15 protein-coding genes and 3 pseudogenes are annotated in these 18840 nt (G+C 40.6%); 10 read left to right on the forward strand and 8 right to left on the reverse strand.

All coding sequences use genetic code 11. The features are described from left to right. Nucleotides 1-78 precede the first annotated feature (78 nt). The 5 genes and pseudogenes from HG267_RS13745 to HG267_RS13765 all read left to right on the forward strand — a co-directional run. Nucleotides 79-540 (forward strand): annotated as a pseudogene (locus HG267_RS13745) (RtcB family protein); the annotation flags it as partial. Nucleotides 541-775: 235 nt separating this feature from the next. Next, nucleotides 776-1585 (forward strand): LAGLIDADG family homing endonuclease, encoded by an 810-nt coding sequence (locus tag HG267_RS13750; protein ID WP_045872492.1) that lies wholly within the window; start codon nucleotides 776-778, stop codon nucleotides 1583-1585. Then, nucleotides 1585-2304, forward strand: a pseudogene (locus HG267_RS13755) (RtcB family protein); the annotation flags it as partial. The gene HG267_RS13750 and the pseudogene HG267_RS13755, both read left to right, overlap by 1 nt. A gap of 447 nt (nucleotides 2305-2751) precedes the next feature. Further along, a pseudogene (locus HG267_RS13760) lies at nucleotides 2752-2874 on the forward strand (chemotaxis protein CheB); the annotation flags it as partial. Between the two features lie 235 nt (nucleotides 2875-3109). After that, nucleotides 3110-4006 carry a bile acid:sodium symporter family protein gene (locus tag HG267_RS13765; RefSeq protein WP_045872494.1) on the forward strand — a complete coding sequence of 299 codons (897 nt, stop codon included), beginning with the start codon at nucleotides 3110-3112 and terminating at the stop codon, nucleotides 4004-4006. Between the two features lie 330 nt (nucleotides 4007-4336). On the opposite strand, the gene HG267_RS13770 is transcribed toward HG267_RS13765, so the two are convergent. Together HG267_RS13770 and HG267_RS13775 are read right to left on the reverse strand one after the other, a co-directional pair. Next, nucleotides 4337-5317, reverse strand: coding sequence for an aldo/keto reductase (locus tag HG267_RS13770; RefSeq protein WP_045872495.1), 981 nt, complete (start codon nucleotides 5315-5317; stop codon nucleotides 4337-4339). A 450-nt stretch (nucleotides 5318-5767) separates the two neighbouring features. Then, a complete protein-coding gene (locus HG267_RS13775) occupies nucleotides 5768-6943 on the reverse strand; it encodes a homospermidine biosynthesis protein (protein WP_045872715.1) in 1176 nt (391 codons plus the stop codon). A 686-nt stretch (nucleotides 6944-7629) separates the two neighbouring features. On the opposite strand from HG267_RS13775, the gene HG267_RS13780 reads away from it, so the two are divergent. The 3 genes from HG267_RS13780 (at nucleotide 7630) to HG267_RS13790 (ending at nucleotide 8761) form a co-directional block, all read left to right on the forward strand. Further along, entirely contained in the window at nucleotides 7630-8058 is a 429-nt protein-coding gene (locus tag HG267_RS13780) for a GNAT family N-acetyltransferase (protein WP_045872496.1), read from the forward strand. Nucleotides 8059-8141: 83 nt separating this feature from the next. Beyond that, a complete protein-coding gene (locus HG267_RS13785) occupies nucleotides 8142-8303 on the forward strand; it encodes a hypothetical protein (protein ID WP_155539468.1) in 162 nt (53 codons plus the stop codon). Further along, on the forward strand, nucleotides 8303-8761 hold the full coding sequence (locus HG267_RS13790) for a VOC family protein (protein ID WP_045872497.1): 459 nt from the start codon (nucleotides 8303-8305) through the stop codon (nucleotides 8759-8761). Before HG267_RS13785 ends, HG267_RS13790 begins: the two co-directional genes overlap by 1 nt. Before the next feature lie 280 nt (nucleotides 8762-9041). Here HG267_RS13790 and HG267_RS13795 read toward each other — a convergent pair whose 3' ends face one another. Further along, nucleotides 9042-12608: a CHAT domain-containing tetratricopeptide repeat protein gene (locus HG267_RS13795; protein WP_045872498.1), complete on the reverse strand. Its 3567-nt coding sequence runs from the start codon at nucleotides 12606-12608 to the stop codon at nucleotides 9042-9044. Nucleotides 12609-13160: 552 nt separating this feature from the next. Here HG267_RS13795 and HG267_RS13800 point away from each other — a divergent pair. Next, nucleotides 13161-14255 (forward strand): hypothetical protein, encoded by a 1095-nt coding sequence (locus HG267_RS13800; protein ID WP_155539470.1) that lies wholly within the window; start codon nucleotides 13161-13163, stop codon nucleotides 14253-14255. A gap of 67 nt (nucleotides 14256-14322) precedes the next feature. Here the strand turns inward: HG267_RS13800 and HG267_RS13805 are convergent, their stop codons facing one another. Continuing rightward, nucleotides 14323-15009 (reverse strand): HAD family hydrolase, encoded by a 687-nt coding sequence (locus HG267_RS13805; protein WP_045872500.1) that lies wholly within the window; start codon nucleotides 15007-15009, stop codon nucleotides 14323-14325. Nucleotides 15010-15289: 280 nt separating this feature from the next. Here HG267_RS13805 and HG267_RS13810 point away from each other — a divergent pair, with 280 nt between their 5' ends. Then, complete coding sequence (locus HG267_RS13810) at nucleotides 15290-16165, forward strand: S-methyl-5'-thioadenosine phosphorylase (protein ID WP_045872501.1); 876 nt, start codon at nucleotides 15290-15292, stop codon at nucleotides 16163-16165. A 381-nt stretch (nucleotides 16166-16546) separates the two neighbouring features. Here the strand turns inward: HG267_RS13810 and ylqF are convergent, their stop codons facing one another. The 4 genes from ylqF to HG267_RS13830 all read right to left on the reverse strand — a co-directional run bounded on the left by ylqF (nucleotide 16547) and on the right by HG267_RS13830 (nucleotide 18812). Further along, nucleotides 16547-17428, reverse strand: a complete 882-nt coding sequence (gene ylqF, locus HG267_RS13815; RefSeq protein WP_045872503.1) for a ribosome biogenesis GTPase YlqF — start codon at nucleotides 17426-17428, stop codon at nucleotides 16547-16549. A gap of 24 nt (nucleotides 17429-17452) precedes the next feature. Then, a complete protein-coding gene (locus tag HG267_RS13820) occupies nucleotides 17453-17737 on the reverse strand; it encodes a hypothetical protein (RefSeq protein ID WP_155539472.1) in 285 nt (94 codons plus the stop codon). After that, nucleotides 17727-18104, reverse strand: a complete 378-nt coding sequence (locus tag HG267_RS13825) for a VOC family protein (RefSeq protein ID WP_045872504.1) — start codon at nucleotides 18102-18104, stop codon at nucleotides 17727-17729. The genes HG267_RS13820 and HG267_RS13825 overlap by 11 nt, the downstream gene beginning before the upstream one ends. Nucleotides 18105-18281: 177 nt before the next feature. Beyond that, the gene (locus HG267_RS13830) at nucleotides 18282-18812 is read right to left on the reverse strand and encodes a VOC family protein (protein WP_071989450.1); all 531 of its coding nucleotides are present in this window, start codon (nucleotides 18810-18812) and stop codon (nucleotides 18282-18284) included. Between the last annotated feature and the right edge of the window lie 28 nt (nucleotides 18813-18840).

The following is an 18840-nucleotide window of genomic DNA, read 5'->3' on the forward strand; positions in this document are numbered from 1 at the left end:
CACGATGAATGCTGACAAAAATACGTAGTTTTACCTTAAATTTCAAATTACACTCAAAAACTAGAAATTAATCAAATTATGCCCTACGAAAAATTAGAGATTTCTGCACCAACACCAGTATTATCTTGGGCGAATCACGCTTTGGGTAATGAAGAAACCAAAATGGCTAAGAATGTAGCATCGCTGCCATTTGTATTTAAACACGTAGCTTTGATGCCAGATGTGCATTTAGGTAAAGGTGCTTTAGTAGGTTCTGTACTTGCTACAAAAGAAGCAATTATACCTGCTGCTGTTGGTGTAGATATTGGTTGCGGGATGGCGGCGATGAAAATGCCATTTACTGCTGAAAAACTTGAAGGTAAACTCAAGAAAATTCGCCTAGAGCTTGAAGCGGCAATTCCTACTGGATTCAACGAAAATAAAGAAGTTGAAAAATCTGTAACTAATTGGCAACGCTGGAGTGATTTTAAAGATTTGCATCGTGGTGTGCAAAATCTGGAAAGTAAAGCAATGAAACAAATGGGTTCTCTGGGAGGGGGTAAAACATTGCCCCTTACTGTAGTAATGCAGTAATCAAAACTCGTCCAAATCGGTGAAGGCTGAGATTGCTAATACCGAGGGAAGCGGTAAAACGCCCCGTAGAGAGCAGAGGGACTTGAGCATCCTAAATAATTTAGGATGAAGGTGTGCTCCGAACTATACCGAATAGGAAGGTATAGAATCAAGCAGAAATGCCTTGATCGATTGCAACTTTCATCTATGATATTGTGGTTTAATGAAACCCACTGATATCAATCTTGACAATCCCTATTACGCTTACTTATTTGCCTTCATCCAAACTGATGGACATCTGTACAATAACACTCGCGATCGAGGTCGTCTAAGTATAGAGGTCAACAAGAAAGATGAACATATACTGTGGGCATTCAAGAGCCTCTTACCGTTCAATTCTTCAATTACTGAGCGTGTACGAAAAACTAATTTTAGTAATAATCATACATCAGTTATTTGGAGAGTTTATGATAAACGATTTCGAGATTATCTTGAATTATGGGGTTTACCAAATGGATGTAAATCGGAGTTAATCAAAACTCCTAGTTGTAGTTTCTCAAAAGTAGATTACTTTAGAGGTCTAATAGACGGAGATGGATCGCTAGGGCTAACTTGCAAAGGCTTTCCTTTTCTATCTTTCGTTACTTCTAGCTCACATATTGTTGTTGAGTATATAGAATTAATTAGCCAAATTACAGGCAAAGTAAAGACTTCTAACAGAAATACGAGAGATAGCATTTACAACATAGTAGTGTACAAAGAAGATGCTCAAAAACTAGCAAAGCATTTGTACTATGATGGTTGTCTAGCTTTATCTAGAAAACTCATCAAGGCTAATGAAGTGTTAAATTGGAGCCGTCCTGCTAATATGAGGTGTGTCACAAATAGAAAATTTTGGACACCTGAAGAAGATAAGTACATTACTAATCATCCAATTGAGTCTTCAATGAAAGTGCTAGGCAGAAGTCGAAATAGTATTGAACTAAGACTGTGGAGACTAAATAAGCAAAGCAAGCAATCAGTAACAAATTGAACCATTTTATTGAGGTTTGCCTCGATACAGAGAATTACGTTTGGTTGATGCTACATTCTGGTTCGCGCAATATTGGCAATAATTTGGCGCAGTGCCATATTAATACAGCGAAAGAATTAGCGAAGCTGGCAAATAATAATTTACCCGATCCAGATTTAGCGCATTTTGTAGCTGGCACTCCAGAATTTGAAGCTTACTGGAACGATTTACAATGGGCGCAGGAATATGCGCGTTTCAATCGTGATGTAATGATGGCGCGATTTAAACGGATTATTGAAAAACATCTTGCTGGTGGTAAAGTAACTAAACCTTTATTAGTAGTAAATTGCCATCATAATTACGCCGAAAAAGAAGTACATTTTGGCGAAGATGTTTATGTCACTCGTAAAGGTGCAGTCCGCGCGCAAACTGAAGATTATGGCATAATTCCTGGTTCAATGGGAGCTAAATCTTTCATTGTTAAAGGTAAAGGTAATACTCATAGCTTCTGTTCTTGCTCTCACGGTGCCGGACGTTTAATGTCGAGAAATAAGGCAAAGAATGCCTATACTCTTGATGATTTAATTGAGCAAACTAAGGGTATAGAATGCCGTAAAGATGAAGGCGTATTAGATGAAATTCCTGGTGCTTACAAACCAATTGAGCAAGTAATGGCAAATCAAGCTGATTTGGTGGAAGTTGTAGCGACACTCAAACAAGTTTTGTGTGTGAAGGGATAATTTAATTTTGGATTTTAGATTTTGGATTTTGCGGAAAGTTGAGCCAGTGCGTTGGACGGGTTCCCCGGCTTGAAGCAACTGGCGTTGCGTGGGCGGGTTCCCCGACTTGAGCAAACTTTCCTTGGCGTAGCCTCTCCCTTTGGGAGAAGACGGATTGAGAATTATGCTAGCTATGGCTTGTGTAAATTTATCTTTTGCAATCAGGTTTCAAATTTTTACAGCAGATTGCAAGTTGGTGAGGTACAGAGAATTCTAAGGGCAAGGCATTGCCCATTGGTGTCAACTTAACGTGAAACCCGCTTTGTGCAAAGGTTTCGCCCTCACCCCCAGCCCCTCTCCCACAGGGAGAAGGGAGCAAGAGATTTAGTTCCCCTTCTCCTCGGGGAGAAGGGGTTAGGGGATGAGGGCGAAGATTTTTGTACAACACGCGCCGTATATAGCTTTTATGTACTAACGGGTTTACTTGATGATGGAACAGCAGGATTAATGGCGGTAAAAATGCGGGATGGTGTAGCTATTGTGCAGCGCCCTGATGATGCATTATATGGGGCAATGCCCAGCAATGCGATCGCAATTTATCTTTAGCAGCAAAAAGATTAGAACAACAATCAGAAGATGCTCAACAGCAGTCCGAAATTATTCAGGAAGTGCTAAAGATGCTGAATGGTAAGAGTATAGAGTCTAATTAAAAACAAGCTAGACCTAGCTTACTTTCATCAGTATTCAAATAACCTATTATTAGTGTGTAATTGCTAGGTAAACATTCTGATATCATCAATTTTGTCAAATAAATACAAAATTGATTATGGAAGCCAGCTTTTTGACGGCCGTTGTTTTACCTATTGCCCTGGCTATCATTATGCTAGGAATGGGTTTATCTCTGATTCCAGAAGATTTCCAACGTATAAAGAAGTATCCTAAAGCTGTCGCTATTGGCTTGATTAGTCAGTTAGTTTTTTTACCAATTATTGCTTTCATCATTACTAAAGTTGTACCCATGCAACCTACGATCGCAATGGGGTTAATGATCGTGGCATTATGTCCAGGTGGGGTATCCTCAAATGTCATCACATTCTTGGCTAAGGGTGATGTTGCCCTTTCAGTGACTCTCACAGCTTTTAGCAGTGTGATTACAGTATTTACAATTCCAGTAGTAGGAAACCTAGCATACCAGCACTTCATGGGAGAGACAGCTGCGATCGCTTTACCCATTGGTGCTACCATACTACAAATTTTTCTGATGACGCTGCTACCTATAGGGTTGGGAATGGGAGTGCGGCAGCTATTTCCAGAAGTGGCTCGTCGTCTAGAAAAAGTAACTAATCGTCTAGCAGTTTCTTTCTTAGCGTTAATTATTCTGCTGCTGATTATTCGGGAGTGGAATCGTCTACCTAGCTTTATTGTGCAAGTGGGAGTTGGTGTAGCGCTGTTAAATGTGATCTCAATGTTGGCAGGATTTTATATTGGCAAGCTATTTAACCTCAATCTGCCACAGCAAATCTGCATTGTCATTGAAGTTGGCATCCAAAATGGCACGTTAGCGATCGCAATTACTGCTGGGTTACTCAATAATCCTGATATGGCAATACCAGCAGCGATTTACAGTCTGTTTATGAATGTTACAGCTTTGATTGCTATTAGCTACGGTAGAAAGATGGCTGCAATCACTCCTGTTCAGCAGCCTGTAGAAAGTCAGGTTTAACAATAGGTAAGGGGGAAAGGGTAAGGGGTAAGGGGGAAAGGTTTTTGTATTTTCCCTTCCCCTTTCACCTTTCACCTTTTTCCCATTACATAGACTTCTTGCAGAATTTGGGAAAAGGCTAAGGGGAAAAGGTTTTGTATTTTCCCCTTCCCCTTTCACCTTTCCCCTTTTTCCCATTACATATACGAGTGTAGGCAATTGCTATTAGGGATTTCCAAGAAATAAATTATTCCATCTTGTGGGGCGGGCATCTTGCCTGCCACATAAACTGGGCGGACAAGATGTCCACCCCACAAAAAATAATGGGATATTTTTTTATTTGGAAGTCCCTTAGCGGTTAACTGTACTCATGTCAGAATAGCGATCGCCTGCGGCTGTTCCTTTGGGCGCAACGGCTTCGATTTGGCTTAAATCTTCGGAAGTTAAGTTAATTTCGGTAGCAGCAATATTTTCTTCTAGATAAGTACGGCGTTTTGTGCCAGGAATGGGAACGATATCTTCTCCTTGTGCTAATAGCCAAGCTAAAGCCAGCTGGCTAGGAGTTACGCCTTTAGTATTGGCAATTGTTTTAACTTTCTCTACTAATTCTAGGTTTTTGTGGAAATTCTCACCTTGGAAGCGGGGAGAATTGCGGCGGTAATCATCAGCAGCGAGATCATCTGGACTTGCGATCGCACCTGATAAAAAACCACGCCCTAATGGACTGTAGGGAACAAAACCGATTCCTAATTCCCGCACTGTGGGTAAAATTTCATCTTCGGGATCGCGACTCCACAGAGAATATTCTGTTTGCAAGGCGCTAATTGGATGCACTGCATTTGCCCGGCGAATTGTGCTAGGCGCAGCTTCCGAAAGCCCTAAATAGCGGACTTTACCTTGCTGTACTAACTCCGCCATCGCGCCTACAGTATCTTCAATGGGAACATTGGGATCTACCCGATGTTGATAATAAAGGTCGATGACATCAACTCCCAAGCGTTGCAGCGAAGCGTTACAAGCTTCATGCACGTATTCTGGTGTACCACAGACACCCTTCCAGCCACCATCTTCCGTGCGAACGTTACCAAACTTAGTTGCTAAGATTACACTGTCTCGACGGTCTTTAATCGCTCTGCCTACTAACTTTTCATTAGTAAACGGGCCATACATATCTGCAGTATCTAAGAAATTCAGACCCAATTCTAAAGCGCGGTGAATAGTAGCGATCGCTTCTTGCTCATCTCGTCCACTATAAAACTCCGACATTCCCATACAACCTAATCCCAGTTGGGAAACTTCCAATCCTTGTTGACCAAGTTTTCTTGTTTTCATAATATCTCCTATTTGTTATTAGGTATGGGGCATGGGGCATTGGGCATTGGTAATTGGGGTTTGTCATTTTTACATTGATTAATTCGTAAAAATAACTTTAGTAACAGTCTTTATGTTTTACCTGCGATCGCACTGCGGTTTCATCTACCTTATGGCGCGAGACAAAAACAGGGTTTTTGTTGTAACAATCACAATTGGTAATTTATGAGTATAAAGTGCAAGTGCGATCACATCGGTTTACATCGTTAATGTAGGGTATGACAATGCCAATGTATCGGTTTACATTGTTAATGTAGGGCATGACAATGCTAATGCATCGGCTTACATCGTTAATGTATTGGGTGCTAATGGCAATGCATCGGCTTACATTGTTAATGTATCGGGTGCTAATGCCAATGTATCGGCTTACATTGTTAATGTAGGATGCGTTATTAACGCATCCCACTAGTTCTAAGGAGTATTAGGAATCAATCTGCCGCAAGGATAAGTTGCTGCTTGCTGAGATGCATCTTTTGCAACAGCCGCAGGGATTTGATCTGATGGTTGTGATTTAGCTGCAAGATAATCTTGTCGCAGTGTTTCCACAATAGCATCACGCTTGTCATACAGCCGCTTCACTGGGCGAGGCTGACATTGTTTAAGAACATATGCTGTTACCAATGGTAAAGCGATCGTGCTGTCGGTGTAACAAACAATGGTGCTGGGTAACTCTTCCGGGTCAATCTTACCCCAACTTACAGCTTCCGAAGGTGTCGCCCCAGATAAACCGCCTGTATCAGGACGTGCATCAGTAAACTGCACAAAGTAATCATGTCCCCGTTCTTCTAAGCCTAGTACTTCGTGCAGTTGCGGTTGGGTTTGTAGCAAGAAATTCTTAGGACTACCACCACCAATAATTACTGCCGCACTTTTACCTTCAGCTTCACGTGCATTGTAGGCGATCGCAGCTGTTTCGTTCACATCAATTGAGGGATCTAATATTAACTGCGAACCTTCCAAAGCTAAAGCTGCAACGTTCATCCCAATTGAACTATCGCCAGGGGAAGAAGTATAAATGGGTACGCCATACTCATAGGCTGTAGCTAGCAAGCAGGAATTTTTTACGCCCAGTTGCTTTTCGATTTCCCAAACATACTTTCCTAGTAAATGATGAAACTCAGCAGTTCCCATGCGCTTTTGGAAAGGTTCAGCTTGCAGAATCTTGCGGATAAACGCATCGGTTTCCAATAGGACATCGTAACCGAAAATAATGTCATAAATGCGGATAGTTCCTTCCTGGCGTAGCTTCACATCATCCAAAAATGGATTACCAGCGAAGAGTTCAAAACCTAAGCCATAGTGCATATCATGATAAAGATTTGCACCAGTACTAATCATCCAGTCAATAAAGCCGTTACGAATCAAAGGTGCAAGAACAGAAACACCGAAGCCGGCTGGTGTCATTGCACCAGAAAGGCTCACACCTACTGTTACACCATCAGTTAGCACATCACGACTCAGCAATTGGCAAATTTCCCGCAACCGCGCCGAGTTGTAAGCAGTGAAGTAATTATCAATTAAATCAACTACCCCAATATCTGCTGACATGGGTACTGGTGCTATTTTTTGACCTAGCTGTTTTGACATTTTGAGAATCCCGAAAAGTAAACGCGCCGAATCTAATGTTAAGCTGTTACGCATTTAAATTGTAGATTTACTCTTCAGGAGTATTTTTTGGTATTGATCATTAGTCATTGATGTTTGCTTAACTCTTTGCCTTTAACTTAACAAGAAGCTTAAGTTAGCAGCTTAAAACCTTTATCTTTACTGGTGCAGTTTCAAGATTGATCGGAAACTTTAGTTAGCAATAGCTAAAGAACCCTAACTTTAGTAGTGCTTTTTCGATATTGTTCAGAAACATTAACTAGCAATTATGTAGAGATTAAGAAAATATTTATTTACTGTAGGGTGTGTTAGGCGCTGATTTCCAAGATGATTTGTCACGAAATAACTACCCTAGCGCCTAACGCACCATCCACTCGGCGGTGCGTTACGGCTAAATTTCATTGTTTCTGTGTTCCAAATACTTTCATAGCCGTAACACACCCTACTTTCTAAATTGTCTCTAAAAGTGAGTTATTAAAGTCTGGATGAGGATTAATAACAAATAGCAATTCTCAGCAGACTTTCGCTTTGCACGTCCCCATAGCGTATTAAGAATTACGAATTACGAATTATTTATTGAGGAACCGCCAGAAATTGCGATCGCATCAGGATTACAATTACCTTTAACATTGTCAGAAACTCACAATTGTGAACTTCCCCCAGCTTAAATGATTGATATTGCCCTAGCCCAGTCTGATGCAGAAATTGAGCGCTGTTTTGCTATCATGCAAGCACTTCGTCCCCATCTCATCGCTAGTGATTTTGTAACTCGCATTAGAAGACAACAACAGCAAGGCTATCGTCTTGCTTATCTGGAAGATGAAGGGACAGTCAGAGCAGTAGCAGGATTTAGAATATCTGAAAGCTTATCTTGGGGTAAGTTTCTCTATGTTGATGATTTAGTTACTCAAGAAGGCGATCGCTCTCAAGGCTATGGTAGTCATCTATTAAATTGGCTCTTAGACTATGCTAAATCTCATGCTTGCGAACAATTACATCTCGACTCTGGCGTTCAGCGTTTCGCCGCTCATCGTTTTTACTTCCAGCAGCGTTTAGAAATTAGAGCTTTTCACTTTGCTATCAACTTGACTCAGTAAAGCGGTGATTAGTCTTGAGTTAAAAGTGAGATGATTGTTGTCAAGTATGTAAGTCGATAAAAATGACCAATGACCAATGACCAATGACCAATGACAGCCTCAGCCAGTTATCTTTAATTTCGCCAACTTACTTAATAGATGTACCTGTAGCAGAATTACGCGATGCTACGCTATCCGCAGCTTTTGCTTATCGGCAATATCTTAATGTGAAAGATATTGTTGATTTCTCAAAAGGTGAAAGCTGATGTCGGATCTAGGTTTTACTCACATTGCTCTTGGGGTAAGCAACATCGATCAAAGCATAGCGTTTTATGCCAAGTATGCGGCAATGCAAGTAGTGCATCGTCGTACTGATAAAACGAAGCACGTAGACGTTGCTTGGATTAGTGATTTAACTCGACCATTTGTGATTGTCTTAATTCAAGTGGCTGAATTAAAAAGTACACTTGCACCTTCATCTCATCTCGGGGTAGCTTGTCAAACTCGTGAGGAAGTAGATCGTCTTTGCAATGAAGCGCGCTTAGAAGGTTTGTTAATCGATGGCCCCCATGATTGGGGCTTTCCCGTTGGTTACTGGGCTTTTTTCCGAGATCCTGATGGTCACACCCTTGAAGTTTCCTATGGTCAAGAAATTAGTTTCACCGTTGAGCAAGCGGTTAACAAAAGTAACTCAAATTTAACAATTGAAAATTTTAGAAGATGAAGCATGATCAACGAAACTAAAGTGCAATCCTTTGTGAGAAAAGTTGTTGCGGATATGAGAGCAAATATTGGGTTAATGACAAGTATTGATTGCAAACTTATACCGTTTTGAAAGAAGACAGATGTGTAGGGGCACGGCATCCACAATCTTTTGGCATATCAAATATCTTACAGGTGCCGTGCCCCTACAAAGAATTTATCTGTCGCAAACATTATTTGAATTGGTATCAGTTTTGAAACCCTTGCAATTTTCTAGATAGTCCCAAAACAATGATGTTAGGTTAGCGCCACTCGCCTTGGAGAGTGAAAGGTGCCCAGAAATAAGGTGCGCTGTAGTCGGGATTGCGCCACATTTCTACTTGTGCCGCCCGTAATGCCGCAGCAGGTTTTAAGCCCTGTTGCAACATTTTGCTATAAAACTTTTTCATTAATTCCGAAGTTCCGCGATCGTCTACACCCCACAGACTTACCAAAACTCTCGGACTACCTGCGTACATAAATCCTCTTGTCAAGCCTATTAATCCTTCTCCCTTGACTTCTTCACCCAAACCAGTTTCACAAGCACTCAGTACTACTAATTCTGCTGGTAGTTTCAGGTTGAAAATATCATGTAGGCGCAAAAAGCCGTTTTGAGGTTTGCCAGTTTCATCAAATAACGACAGTACAACTCCTGATAATTCTGGGTTTTGGCTGTTGAGGATGCCATGAGTAGCAAAATGTATGATTCGGTATTGACTCAACTGAGCATTGGTAGCTACTGAACGGTTAGCGGCAAAGTCATAGGCTTGCTTGCGTTCTTTTGCAGGGACTAAAGAGAGAATAGTATCAGCTTCTTGACGGGTAAAAGGTAACCGATCAAAGGCAATACTTGCTTCTCTAGCAGATCTGGATAGCTGTTGTAAGTCTAGGTTCTGATTGCTGTTTGCTTGAGTGGGAGGTTTAACCTTAACCCGCTCATCATTGAGGGAGAAAATGGGGTCAGCAATTACAGCTAATGCTTTGGGGGCAGGTTTTCGTCCAGTAGTTTCTTGTCTAAGTACACCCAGCGTTGAGGCTGAAGGTAAAGTAATTATTTCATGGTTGACTGCTAATGGTTCATAACTGTTAGTTTTGGCGCTAGGTGTATTCAGAGCTGCAAACGGAATATATTGCAAAGCCCCATCAGCGACTATAACTAAGCGACGCTGTCCTAATTGCTGGGCGACGGGTGCGAGTATCATTTGTGTTAAGGGAGTAGCGGCTGCGGCTGGGCTAGTCCTTTGAATTGGTGAAATTAAAACCTTGCGAAATTCTTGGACTGCGGCGGCAATTTCGGCGCGTTTGGGTAGTTCGTAGCTAGTAATGCTGTTTTTGCTGACAGCCCAAAGATAACTACGTTCTTCGCCTAGAGCGTACTCTAAGAGTAGGGTGTTGTCATCTAATATTTGTTGCTGAATCTGTTTGAGTGAGAGTGTTTGCGGTTGCGTTAAAGCCGCATAGCGGGGACTAGTGGCTCTAATTTTGGCTTGCAGTTGTCGATACTGTTCTAGCAGTGCTTGTGTTTGCTGTTCTAGCTTTTGGATTTCGGTTTTGTTGCCACTACTAGATAATTTCAGCGAGAGTTTTTCTTGAGCATCAAGCTGTTTTTGTAAGCTCCGTTCACTTTCTAATAGTTTAGGATCTATACCTTCGCGAATATCTGCATTAGCTTCTGCTAGTAAATCTAAAAGACTCCGGGCGCGGGCGCGTTCGCTGGCTTGTAAGGCTAAGGCATCGTCACCTTTGGATGGTTGTTGTTTGTGCGATCGCATTAACAAGTCAACGTAAAACTCGTAATATTTCTGCACTGAAGCAAAGTAAGAAGTCCGCAAGTCTTGGCTGGTAACTCTGGTGCGGATATCTTCGACGATTTTAATGGTTGATTCGATTTGGTTGCGAGCAGCTTCTAGGTTATTGCGATCGCGCTCACTCACGGCCATATTATATAAAGTCTCAGCTTCAGCAGTGCGATCACCTAATTGTCGCAATAGCGTCAGTTCTTGATTGTAATTTTCTATTGCTTGCTGGTACTGCTTTAAGGCATTGTAGACTTTGCCAAGATTACGGAGAGTGTTAGCTTCACCGCTAAGTAAACCTAATGCCCGAAATTTAGAGTTCGCTTGCTGGGAGAAATCTAGAGATTTTTGATAATCTCCTGCTGCTAAGTACACCCTACCCAATAAACCAAGGGCAGAAGCTTCGCTGAAAGTACTTTGCTGTTTTTTTGCCAAGGTTAGTGCTTGGTTGGCAGTATCTAGAGCTTTGGGGTAATCTTTCAGTGACTCATAAGCTCGAATCAAACCTGTCAGCGTCGCAAATTCTTGAAATAGCGCCCCCTGTTTGCGCCACAACTGCAAAGCTTGATTGTAATAATCTAAAGCTTTTTCTGGCTTTGATGCCGAGCGGTAAACATTACCAATATGATCGAGGATTTTAGCTTCCTGAGAGCGATCGCCAATTTTACGGAATTTATCTAGCGCTTGGTTATATGTATCAACACTTAACTGATAATCTCCCAAGAACTCATATAGTTGGGCGAGTGATGTTAGTGTAGCTGCTTCTCCTGAAAATTCTTTGCTTTGACGCTGGAGAGCTAGCGCTTGGTTGTAAAAGTCTAAAGCTTGCTGATAATTGCCAAAGGATGCGTAAATATCACCGATATTGCCGAGGGTAAAGGCTTCCCGAGAGCGATTTTTTTGGGCGCGTTGGAGAGTTAGCGCTTGGTTCAAAGCACTCAAGGCTTTTTGCTGTTGTCCTAATTCATCGTAGACAAAGCTGATTTGGATAAGAACTTCGGCTTCAGCACTGGCACTACCAGACTTTTGAAAGAGCGATCGCGCTTGATTATAATATTCCAGTGCCTTTTGATAATCGTTAGCAACCACATAGGTGACACCTATACCCATATAAGTGATTGCTTGCCTGTTAGGGTCTGGTTGTGATAACTGTTTTTGCAGTTCTAGTATTTGGTTTAACGTTTCCCTGGCTCTTTGATTATCTCCCAGTGAACTGTAGAGAGTCGCTATGTTCGTGAGAGTATCAACTTGCCCGGCAATATTCTTTCTAGTTCGCTGAATTTCTAAGGCTTGATTTAAAGCTGTTAAAGCTTTTTGTGGTTCACCTAATTGGCTATAAGCTCGACCAATTGTTTCCAAAGTGTTAACTTGTCCATCTAAATCCTGACTAGCACGTTGCAAATTTAAAGCTTGATTGTAAAAATCTAATGCCTTTTGGGTTTCACCAGAAGTAAAATAAATTCTGCCAATCCCAATTAATACACCAGCTGCAAAATAGGATTGTTTTTCAGCTTGAAATATAGATAAAGCTTGGTTGTAATATTCTAATGCTTTGAGCTTTTCTTCTAAGTTGTAATATGCGCCAGCAATGGACTGAAGCATGACAGCTTCCCCCAGTCGGTCTTTGAGTTGCCGTCTAATAGATAAACCTTGGTTGAAATATTCCAAAGCTTTGGAGTTGTCGCCTTGGAAATAATAAAGAGTCCCAATGCTTAAAAGTGTAGTAGCTTCCTGAGAGCTATCGCCAATTTCTCGCCAAATTTTTAGTGCTTCTAAATATTTAGCTAGAGCCTGCTGACGAGAGGCTGGAGTTCCCTGTTGTAACAGTTGGTTTGCTGTTTGTAATAGCTGCTTTGCTTGCGCGTAGGCTCTTTGTTGAGCAGGGCTAAGATTTTGGCTGTTAGTGGTAGGTTTTTGCGCTATTTCTAAATTTATTGCCCTTGCTGTCATACCTATAGATTCAGACAACAACATCATACTGATAAAGACAATAAAAGTACGATGGCTAAAAATTGATATAAGCCGCCTGTGCATTAATTTAATTTTCCTTTTGATGATGTTTATTGATGATAAATCTAAATGTAATTCCTACTACTATTGTTAATTTACAAGCCTTAAACATCTATATCAGTAGGATGAGCAGCACGATTCGGGACTTCTAAATAAAAAATAATCATTCGCTTTGGCAAGCAGGGGAAACAGTCCCCATGAAAACATTGCACAAGCGTTGCATGAAAGCCTAAATGGGATTTTTACTCTTGTACAGACGCGATTAATCGCGTCTCTCCAACTCAGAGGTTCCGACGTTTGAAGATGCTGTAGAACCGCCTATTCTCTGGGTTGCAAAATTTCTGTAGGGAAGCGATCGCTCTCTTCACAATTCTTCTAGCTATAAGTACTTATCAAAAGTCTGAAATTATACTTTAATAAATTTTCTCATTCTCAGTAATTAATATAAAGATTGTATAAAATTAATAATTTTGGCTTTCAATACTGCTAATCTTTGGATTAGTTTGGTCATTATTACTGAATAAACTCTTTAACTTTAGTAAAAATTATACCTAAATTTAAAATGCCAGAATTGCTATGTCTACGTATTTAAACGACCATTTATCTTTACACAACACAAAAAAAATATTTTTGCCTAAGGCTTGGACAATTCTCAGAAGATTTGGCTTGATTGCAATCTTTGAGATGCTTTTCCTCATCAGTATCGTGGCTGAGGAAGCTTCTGCTACACAGATCAGCGCTATTAATCCCAGTCCTTCCACCTGTATCAAAGGTAAGGATGCTTGCGTCCAGAAGATTAGCAATGACACTGTGACAGATAAAGACGAAGTCGATATATTTTTGCGGATTGAACCTTCTGCGGGTAGTTCAAGCCAGCAAGGTTACAACACAGATGCACTTTTAGGTAAGTCTCTGAATACAGAGAAAGTTTCTCACTCATTAAAATTAAGCGATGTACCAATAGTTAATATCGGTGGTACAGATTATCGTGAGTTTATTTTAAGAATTAACGAGCCAGTTATTACCAATAACAGTCAAGATTTATCAAAAATTGTATTGGAAAAGTTAGAAATTTTTCTAGGAAATAATCCTGATTTAGCTAATTATCCTACTTTTGATGGTAATGCCACCAAAATTTTTGATATTGAACAAAATTCGGTGCTGCTTCAAGATATCAACTCCGACAATACTAGCTATGATTATTTCGTATATATAAAAGACAGTTTATTTTCATCAAAAGCTAAAGAACAAGAAGCCCAGAAATATGTTTACCTATTCTCTCAATTCACTAATGCGGAAGGTGGAGTAGAAGAATGGGCTGTGAGGAAGGACGATAAAAAAGCTATCATACCGCCCATCATACCTGACGGCAAAGGTGGAGGAGGTGGCGGTACAGGAGAAATTTTATTAGGTTCTGTAATTGCAGGGCTAGGATTACCACAAATTATGGGTGGTGGAAAAGCAACTAGCTCTAGTTACATCAGTCTACCAACTGTGAGTGGAAATAGCGTTTTACAAGACATAGCAGTTTCACAATCAGAAGCACCCACACCAGACGCACCGAATCCAAGTGATGTACCAGAACCTACAACTTTGTTAGCTTCGTTGATGGGGTTGGGGTTAATAGTTAAAGCCAGGTCGATATCTCGCGATCGCAAAATTAAAAAATAGGAATTGGGTAATTGGTAATGGGGGAAGGGAGAGTAAATTACTGTTTCACTTCCCCAGTTTTTTGAGATTAAAAATTTGATGATATTTCGCTTAAATCTCCTTCGGTCATGGAATTAAGCAATGTCCACAGTTGTAAGCTGGTAAAATCTGGTATTGCAATAAAAGCACCAACTTCTAGCAAGATTTTGGGGTCGTGGGTAGAAGCAATACCAAGGGTGCGAATACCAGCAGCGACAGCAGAACGAATTCCTGAGGGTGAATCTTCTAGTGCGATCGCTTGATCTGCCTTAATCCCCAATTGACTCAGAGCAACTTGGTAAGGTGTAGGATCGGGTTTACCTGCTGTGCAATCTTCTGCTAAAACAACAATTTCAAAAGCTTCTTTAATGCCTAAAACTTCTAGCATAAATTCAGCATTTGCTCTAGGCGCATTTGTTACCAAAGCGCGCTTTAATTTATGTGCATCTGTCCATGCTAGTAATTCAGCAAATCCATTTAGAGGCTTTAAATTAGGTGCAAGTTCCCGAAAAAGTGCTTCTTTTTCATCAGCAAATTTTAGCCCTTCTGCGTCTGATAATTGTGGCAAAATGTCTTTCACAATTTCTGGGTTGAGTCGTCCGCTAATTCTGGATTGGTAAAAAGCCTCGTCAATTTCTATGCCATGATCAGCCAGCTTTTGTTGCCAAGCTATGTAGTGTATAGGGTCAGTGTTTACAATAGTACCGTCTAAGTCAAAGAGAATTGCAAATAGCATGGTTTTGGTATTATTTAAATATTTGTTAACTTTATTTACATAGTTTACATGATTTTTTTAACTTTAGATTTAATCCTGGTTAAAATTCCCAATTTTTAATTAACTATATTTTTGAGTAATTATTCCTTAATGCTAGAGCGCCAGCATATTCAACCGTCGAGTCAATCCAAAATCCCAAATCCAAAATCCAAAATCTAAAATCCAAAATTGTATAACTGCTATGAGAGTTACCTTTTCGGTAAAATAACTTGGCAGCTTTGGAAAAGATAGGTTAATTATCATGGCAGAAGCGCAGATTGGGATTATTGGTGGCAGTGGTCTTTACAAAATGGATGCACTCAAAGATATAGAAGAAGTGCAAGTAGATACACCATTTGGCTCACCTTCTGATGCTTTAATTTTGGGAACATTAGATGGCACTAAAGTAGCTTTTTTGGCTCGTCATGGTCGCAATCATACGTTATTGCCATCAGAGTTGCCATTTCGTGCCAATATCTATGCTATGAAGAAATTAGGTGTAAAGTACTTAATTTCAGCTAGTGCAGTGGGTTCATTAAAAGCAGAAGCCAAACCACTAGATATGGTAATTCCCGACCAATTTATTGACAGAACAAAGAACCGGATTTCAACATTTTTTGGTGAAGGAATTGTGGCACATATTGCCTTTGGCGATCCGGTTTGTCATAACTTAGCTAATGTATTAGCAGATGCGATCGCATCTTTGAATTTAGCGGATGTAACTCTGCATCGTGGTGGCACTTATGTCTGTATGGAAGGGCCAGCATTCTCTACAAAAGCGGAATCCAATCTTTACCGCAGTTGGGGTGCAACAGTAATTGGTATGACGAATTTACCAGAAGCAAAATTAGCGCGGGAAGCAGAAATAGCTTATGCAACTTTAGCACTGGTAACAGATTACGATTGTTGGCATCCCGATCATGATAGCGTCACAGTAGAAATGGTAATAGGCAATTTACAGCGCAATGCAGTTAATGCTCAAAAAGTAATTCAAGAAACTGTACGCCGTTTGAGCGAAAATCCACCTATTAGTGATGCACATTCAGCTTTGAAATATGCAATTTTGACTCCTTTAGATAAAGCACCAACAACGACAAAAGAAAAATTGGGATTGTTGTTGGAGAAATATTTGAAATAGGAATTGGTAATTGGTAATTGGTAATTGGTAATTGGTAATTTGCTAAAAACCTTTTCTCTTTTACCTTTACCATGTTGATATTATTGATATTTTTGATTTGAAAAATTCAAGGGTGCTTTAGCAGCGAGAGTACGGCACCTGTGGCACAGCTGTTTGTGCTTTATGGCTTACACTGAACACAAGCTACATGATACTGGTATTTTTACCAAAAGAATGGGTCTAAAGCCCCGTGCTTCTACGCCCGGGAGTATGTCAAAGGAATCCCAATACTTGTCGGTTAAGGGCAAAAGGGGAAGGGGAAAAGGAGAAGGGGGAAAAGGGGAAATTATTATTACCAATTACCAATTACCCATTACCCATTACCCATTACCCACAATTGCTCTAATTGGGTGGTAATTCCAACGGAATTTCACCCATGAAGCCTTTGCGATAATCTGTTAAAAGATGCCTAGCGGCTCTTTCGACATCACCTTTATAGCGATGTTCTCCTAAAGCGTGTAAATAAGCTTCGCCTGTATGGGGTGAAGAATCGAGTTCATAGCGGGCTTGTAAGGGTTTTTCTGGTAGTAAATTAGTAGCTACATCTTGAAGATAATTAAGTACATTTACTAATTCTGCTGCTACTAATTGATTATCATAAGATGCTTCGCCAATATCATCACAAATAGCTAATTTTAATGCGGCTTCTTGGTCTTCTAATTTCAGAGGAATCACACCAGGAGCATCTAATAATTCTAATTGATCAGAAATCCGCACCCAGCGCAGTTGACGAGTTACGCCCGGACGTGCTGCACTTTCTACTACTCGTTTTCCTAAAAGCCGATTAATTAAAGCTGATTTACCAACGTTGGGAAATCCAATTACTACAGCCCGCACAGGACGAGGTAACATCCCGCGATCGCGTCTTCTGTTATTCAATTCTATCCCGGCAGCTTGTGCCGCTTTTAACACGGCTGTTACACCTTGACCTTGTTGAGCATTAGTAAAAAAAGCTACCTCACCTTGGCGTTTAAACCAGTCTGCCCAAAGCGATCGCACTTGGGGAGAAATCATATCCAAGCGGTTCAGTACTAATAGCCGCGTTTTACTTCCCACCCACTCTTCTATTTGCGGGTGATGCGTCGCCAAGGGAATACGTGCATCTCGTACCTCCAGCACCACATCTACCCGTTTTAGCTGTTCTTTTAAATTCTTTTCTGCCTTAGCAATGTGACCTGGATACCATTGGATCACATTTAATTTATAGTTTTGAGTTAAAGCCATTGGTTATTTGTCCTTTGTCATTTGTTATTTGGGCATGGGGCATTGGGCATTGGGCATTGATAATGGGTAATGGGTAATGGGTAATGGGTAATGGGTAATGGGTAATGGGTAATGGGTAATGGGTAATGGGAATTCCTCTCCCTCACCCCCCTCATCTCCCTCATCTCCCTCATCTCCCTCATCTCCCTCATCTCCCTCACCCCCCTCACCTCCCTCATCTCCCTCATCTCCCTCATCTCCCTCATCTCCCTCATCTCCCTCACCCCCCTCATCTCCCTCATCTCCCAGTCCCCAGTCCCTAATCCCCAATCCCCTCATGTAATATCAAGCGATTACCATCAGGATCGTAGGCGTAAATTTCTCTGCCGTGGGAAGCGACGGAAATCTCTCCGGGTGGGGGATAGCCCAAATTGGTAAGGTGAGCGATCGCAATTTCTAAGTTACTTACTTCTAAACACAAACTTATCTTACTTTTGGCTGTAGTTTCAAATTCGTTCTGATGTGTGTTTTTTGGTTGAAAAATACCTAAGCGCAAACCTGAAAGTTGAAACTCTGCGTAAATATTAGGGAGTAATGCTGTTGGTTTTTGTCCTAAAAGATTGGTATAAAAACTCACTAAATTATCAAGATTAATTGTTGCTATGGTAACGAGTGCATCGGTATATTGAAAAACCATAATTTAAACTAAAATGCATTTAATTATGTAACTTAAATGTGTGACAGCTTATTACCGATTGTGTAAGATAAATTGACTGTTACCGGAACAGATTATCTCACAAGTAGCAGTCAATTTAGTATTTAATTTTCGGTTATGTTGATCATCCCCACGATTCAAGACTTATTGAGGATTAATTTATTTAGCTGGCTGATATTGTAAATCTCTTGCTGGATCGCCTAAAGTGCGAGTATTGGCTGCAAACTCTAGCAAAATCCCATCAGGATCGTAGAAATAAATTGAGGAAATAAATGTTGTTTCATCAATTTCAGGTACAAAACCAGAAGGTACATCTGCATGATGTAAAACAGGAGTTACTTCAACGCCTTTAGCAACTAGTTTGTCTCTATATTCCGCAATTTTTTCTAATGGCACATTAAAAGCTAAATGATTCATGGAACCATGAGCAGTCACAGCATTACCAGTTTTAAAGGTATCGAGAGGTGCAGATGCAATCCCAGGTGCGGCGGCTGGTGCTTGAGGAAACCAGAAAAAAGCTAAAGCATCACCGTTACCAATATCAAAAAAGAAGTGCTGTCCACCCTCTGGGAGGGCAATAGTTTTGATTAATTTCAAACCAAGAGTATTGGTGTAAAAATCCACGGTTCTCGTCATATCTTTACATACCAAGGCGATATGGTTGATGCCTTTAATTTGAAAATCAGTCATATAAATCACCTGTTGATGAGGTTTCGTT

Source organism: Tolypothrix sp. PCC 7601 (assembly GCF_025677855.1).
GTDB lineage: Bacteria > Cyanobacteriota > Cyanobacteriia > Cyanobacteriales > Nostocaceae > Aulosira > Aulosira diplosiphon.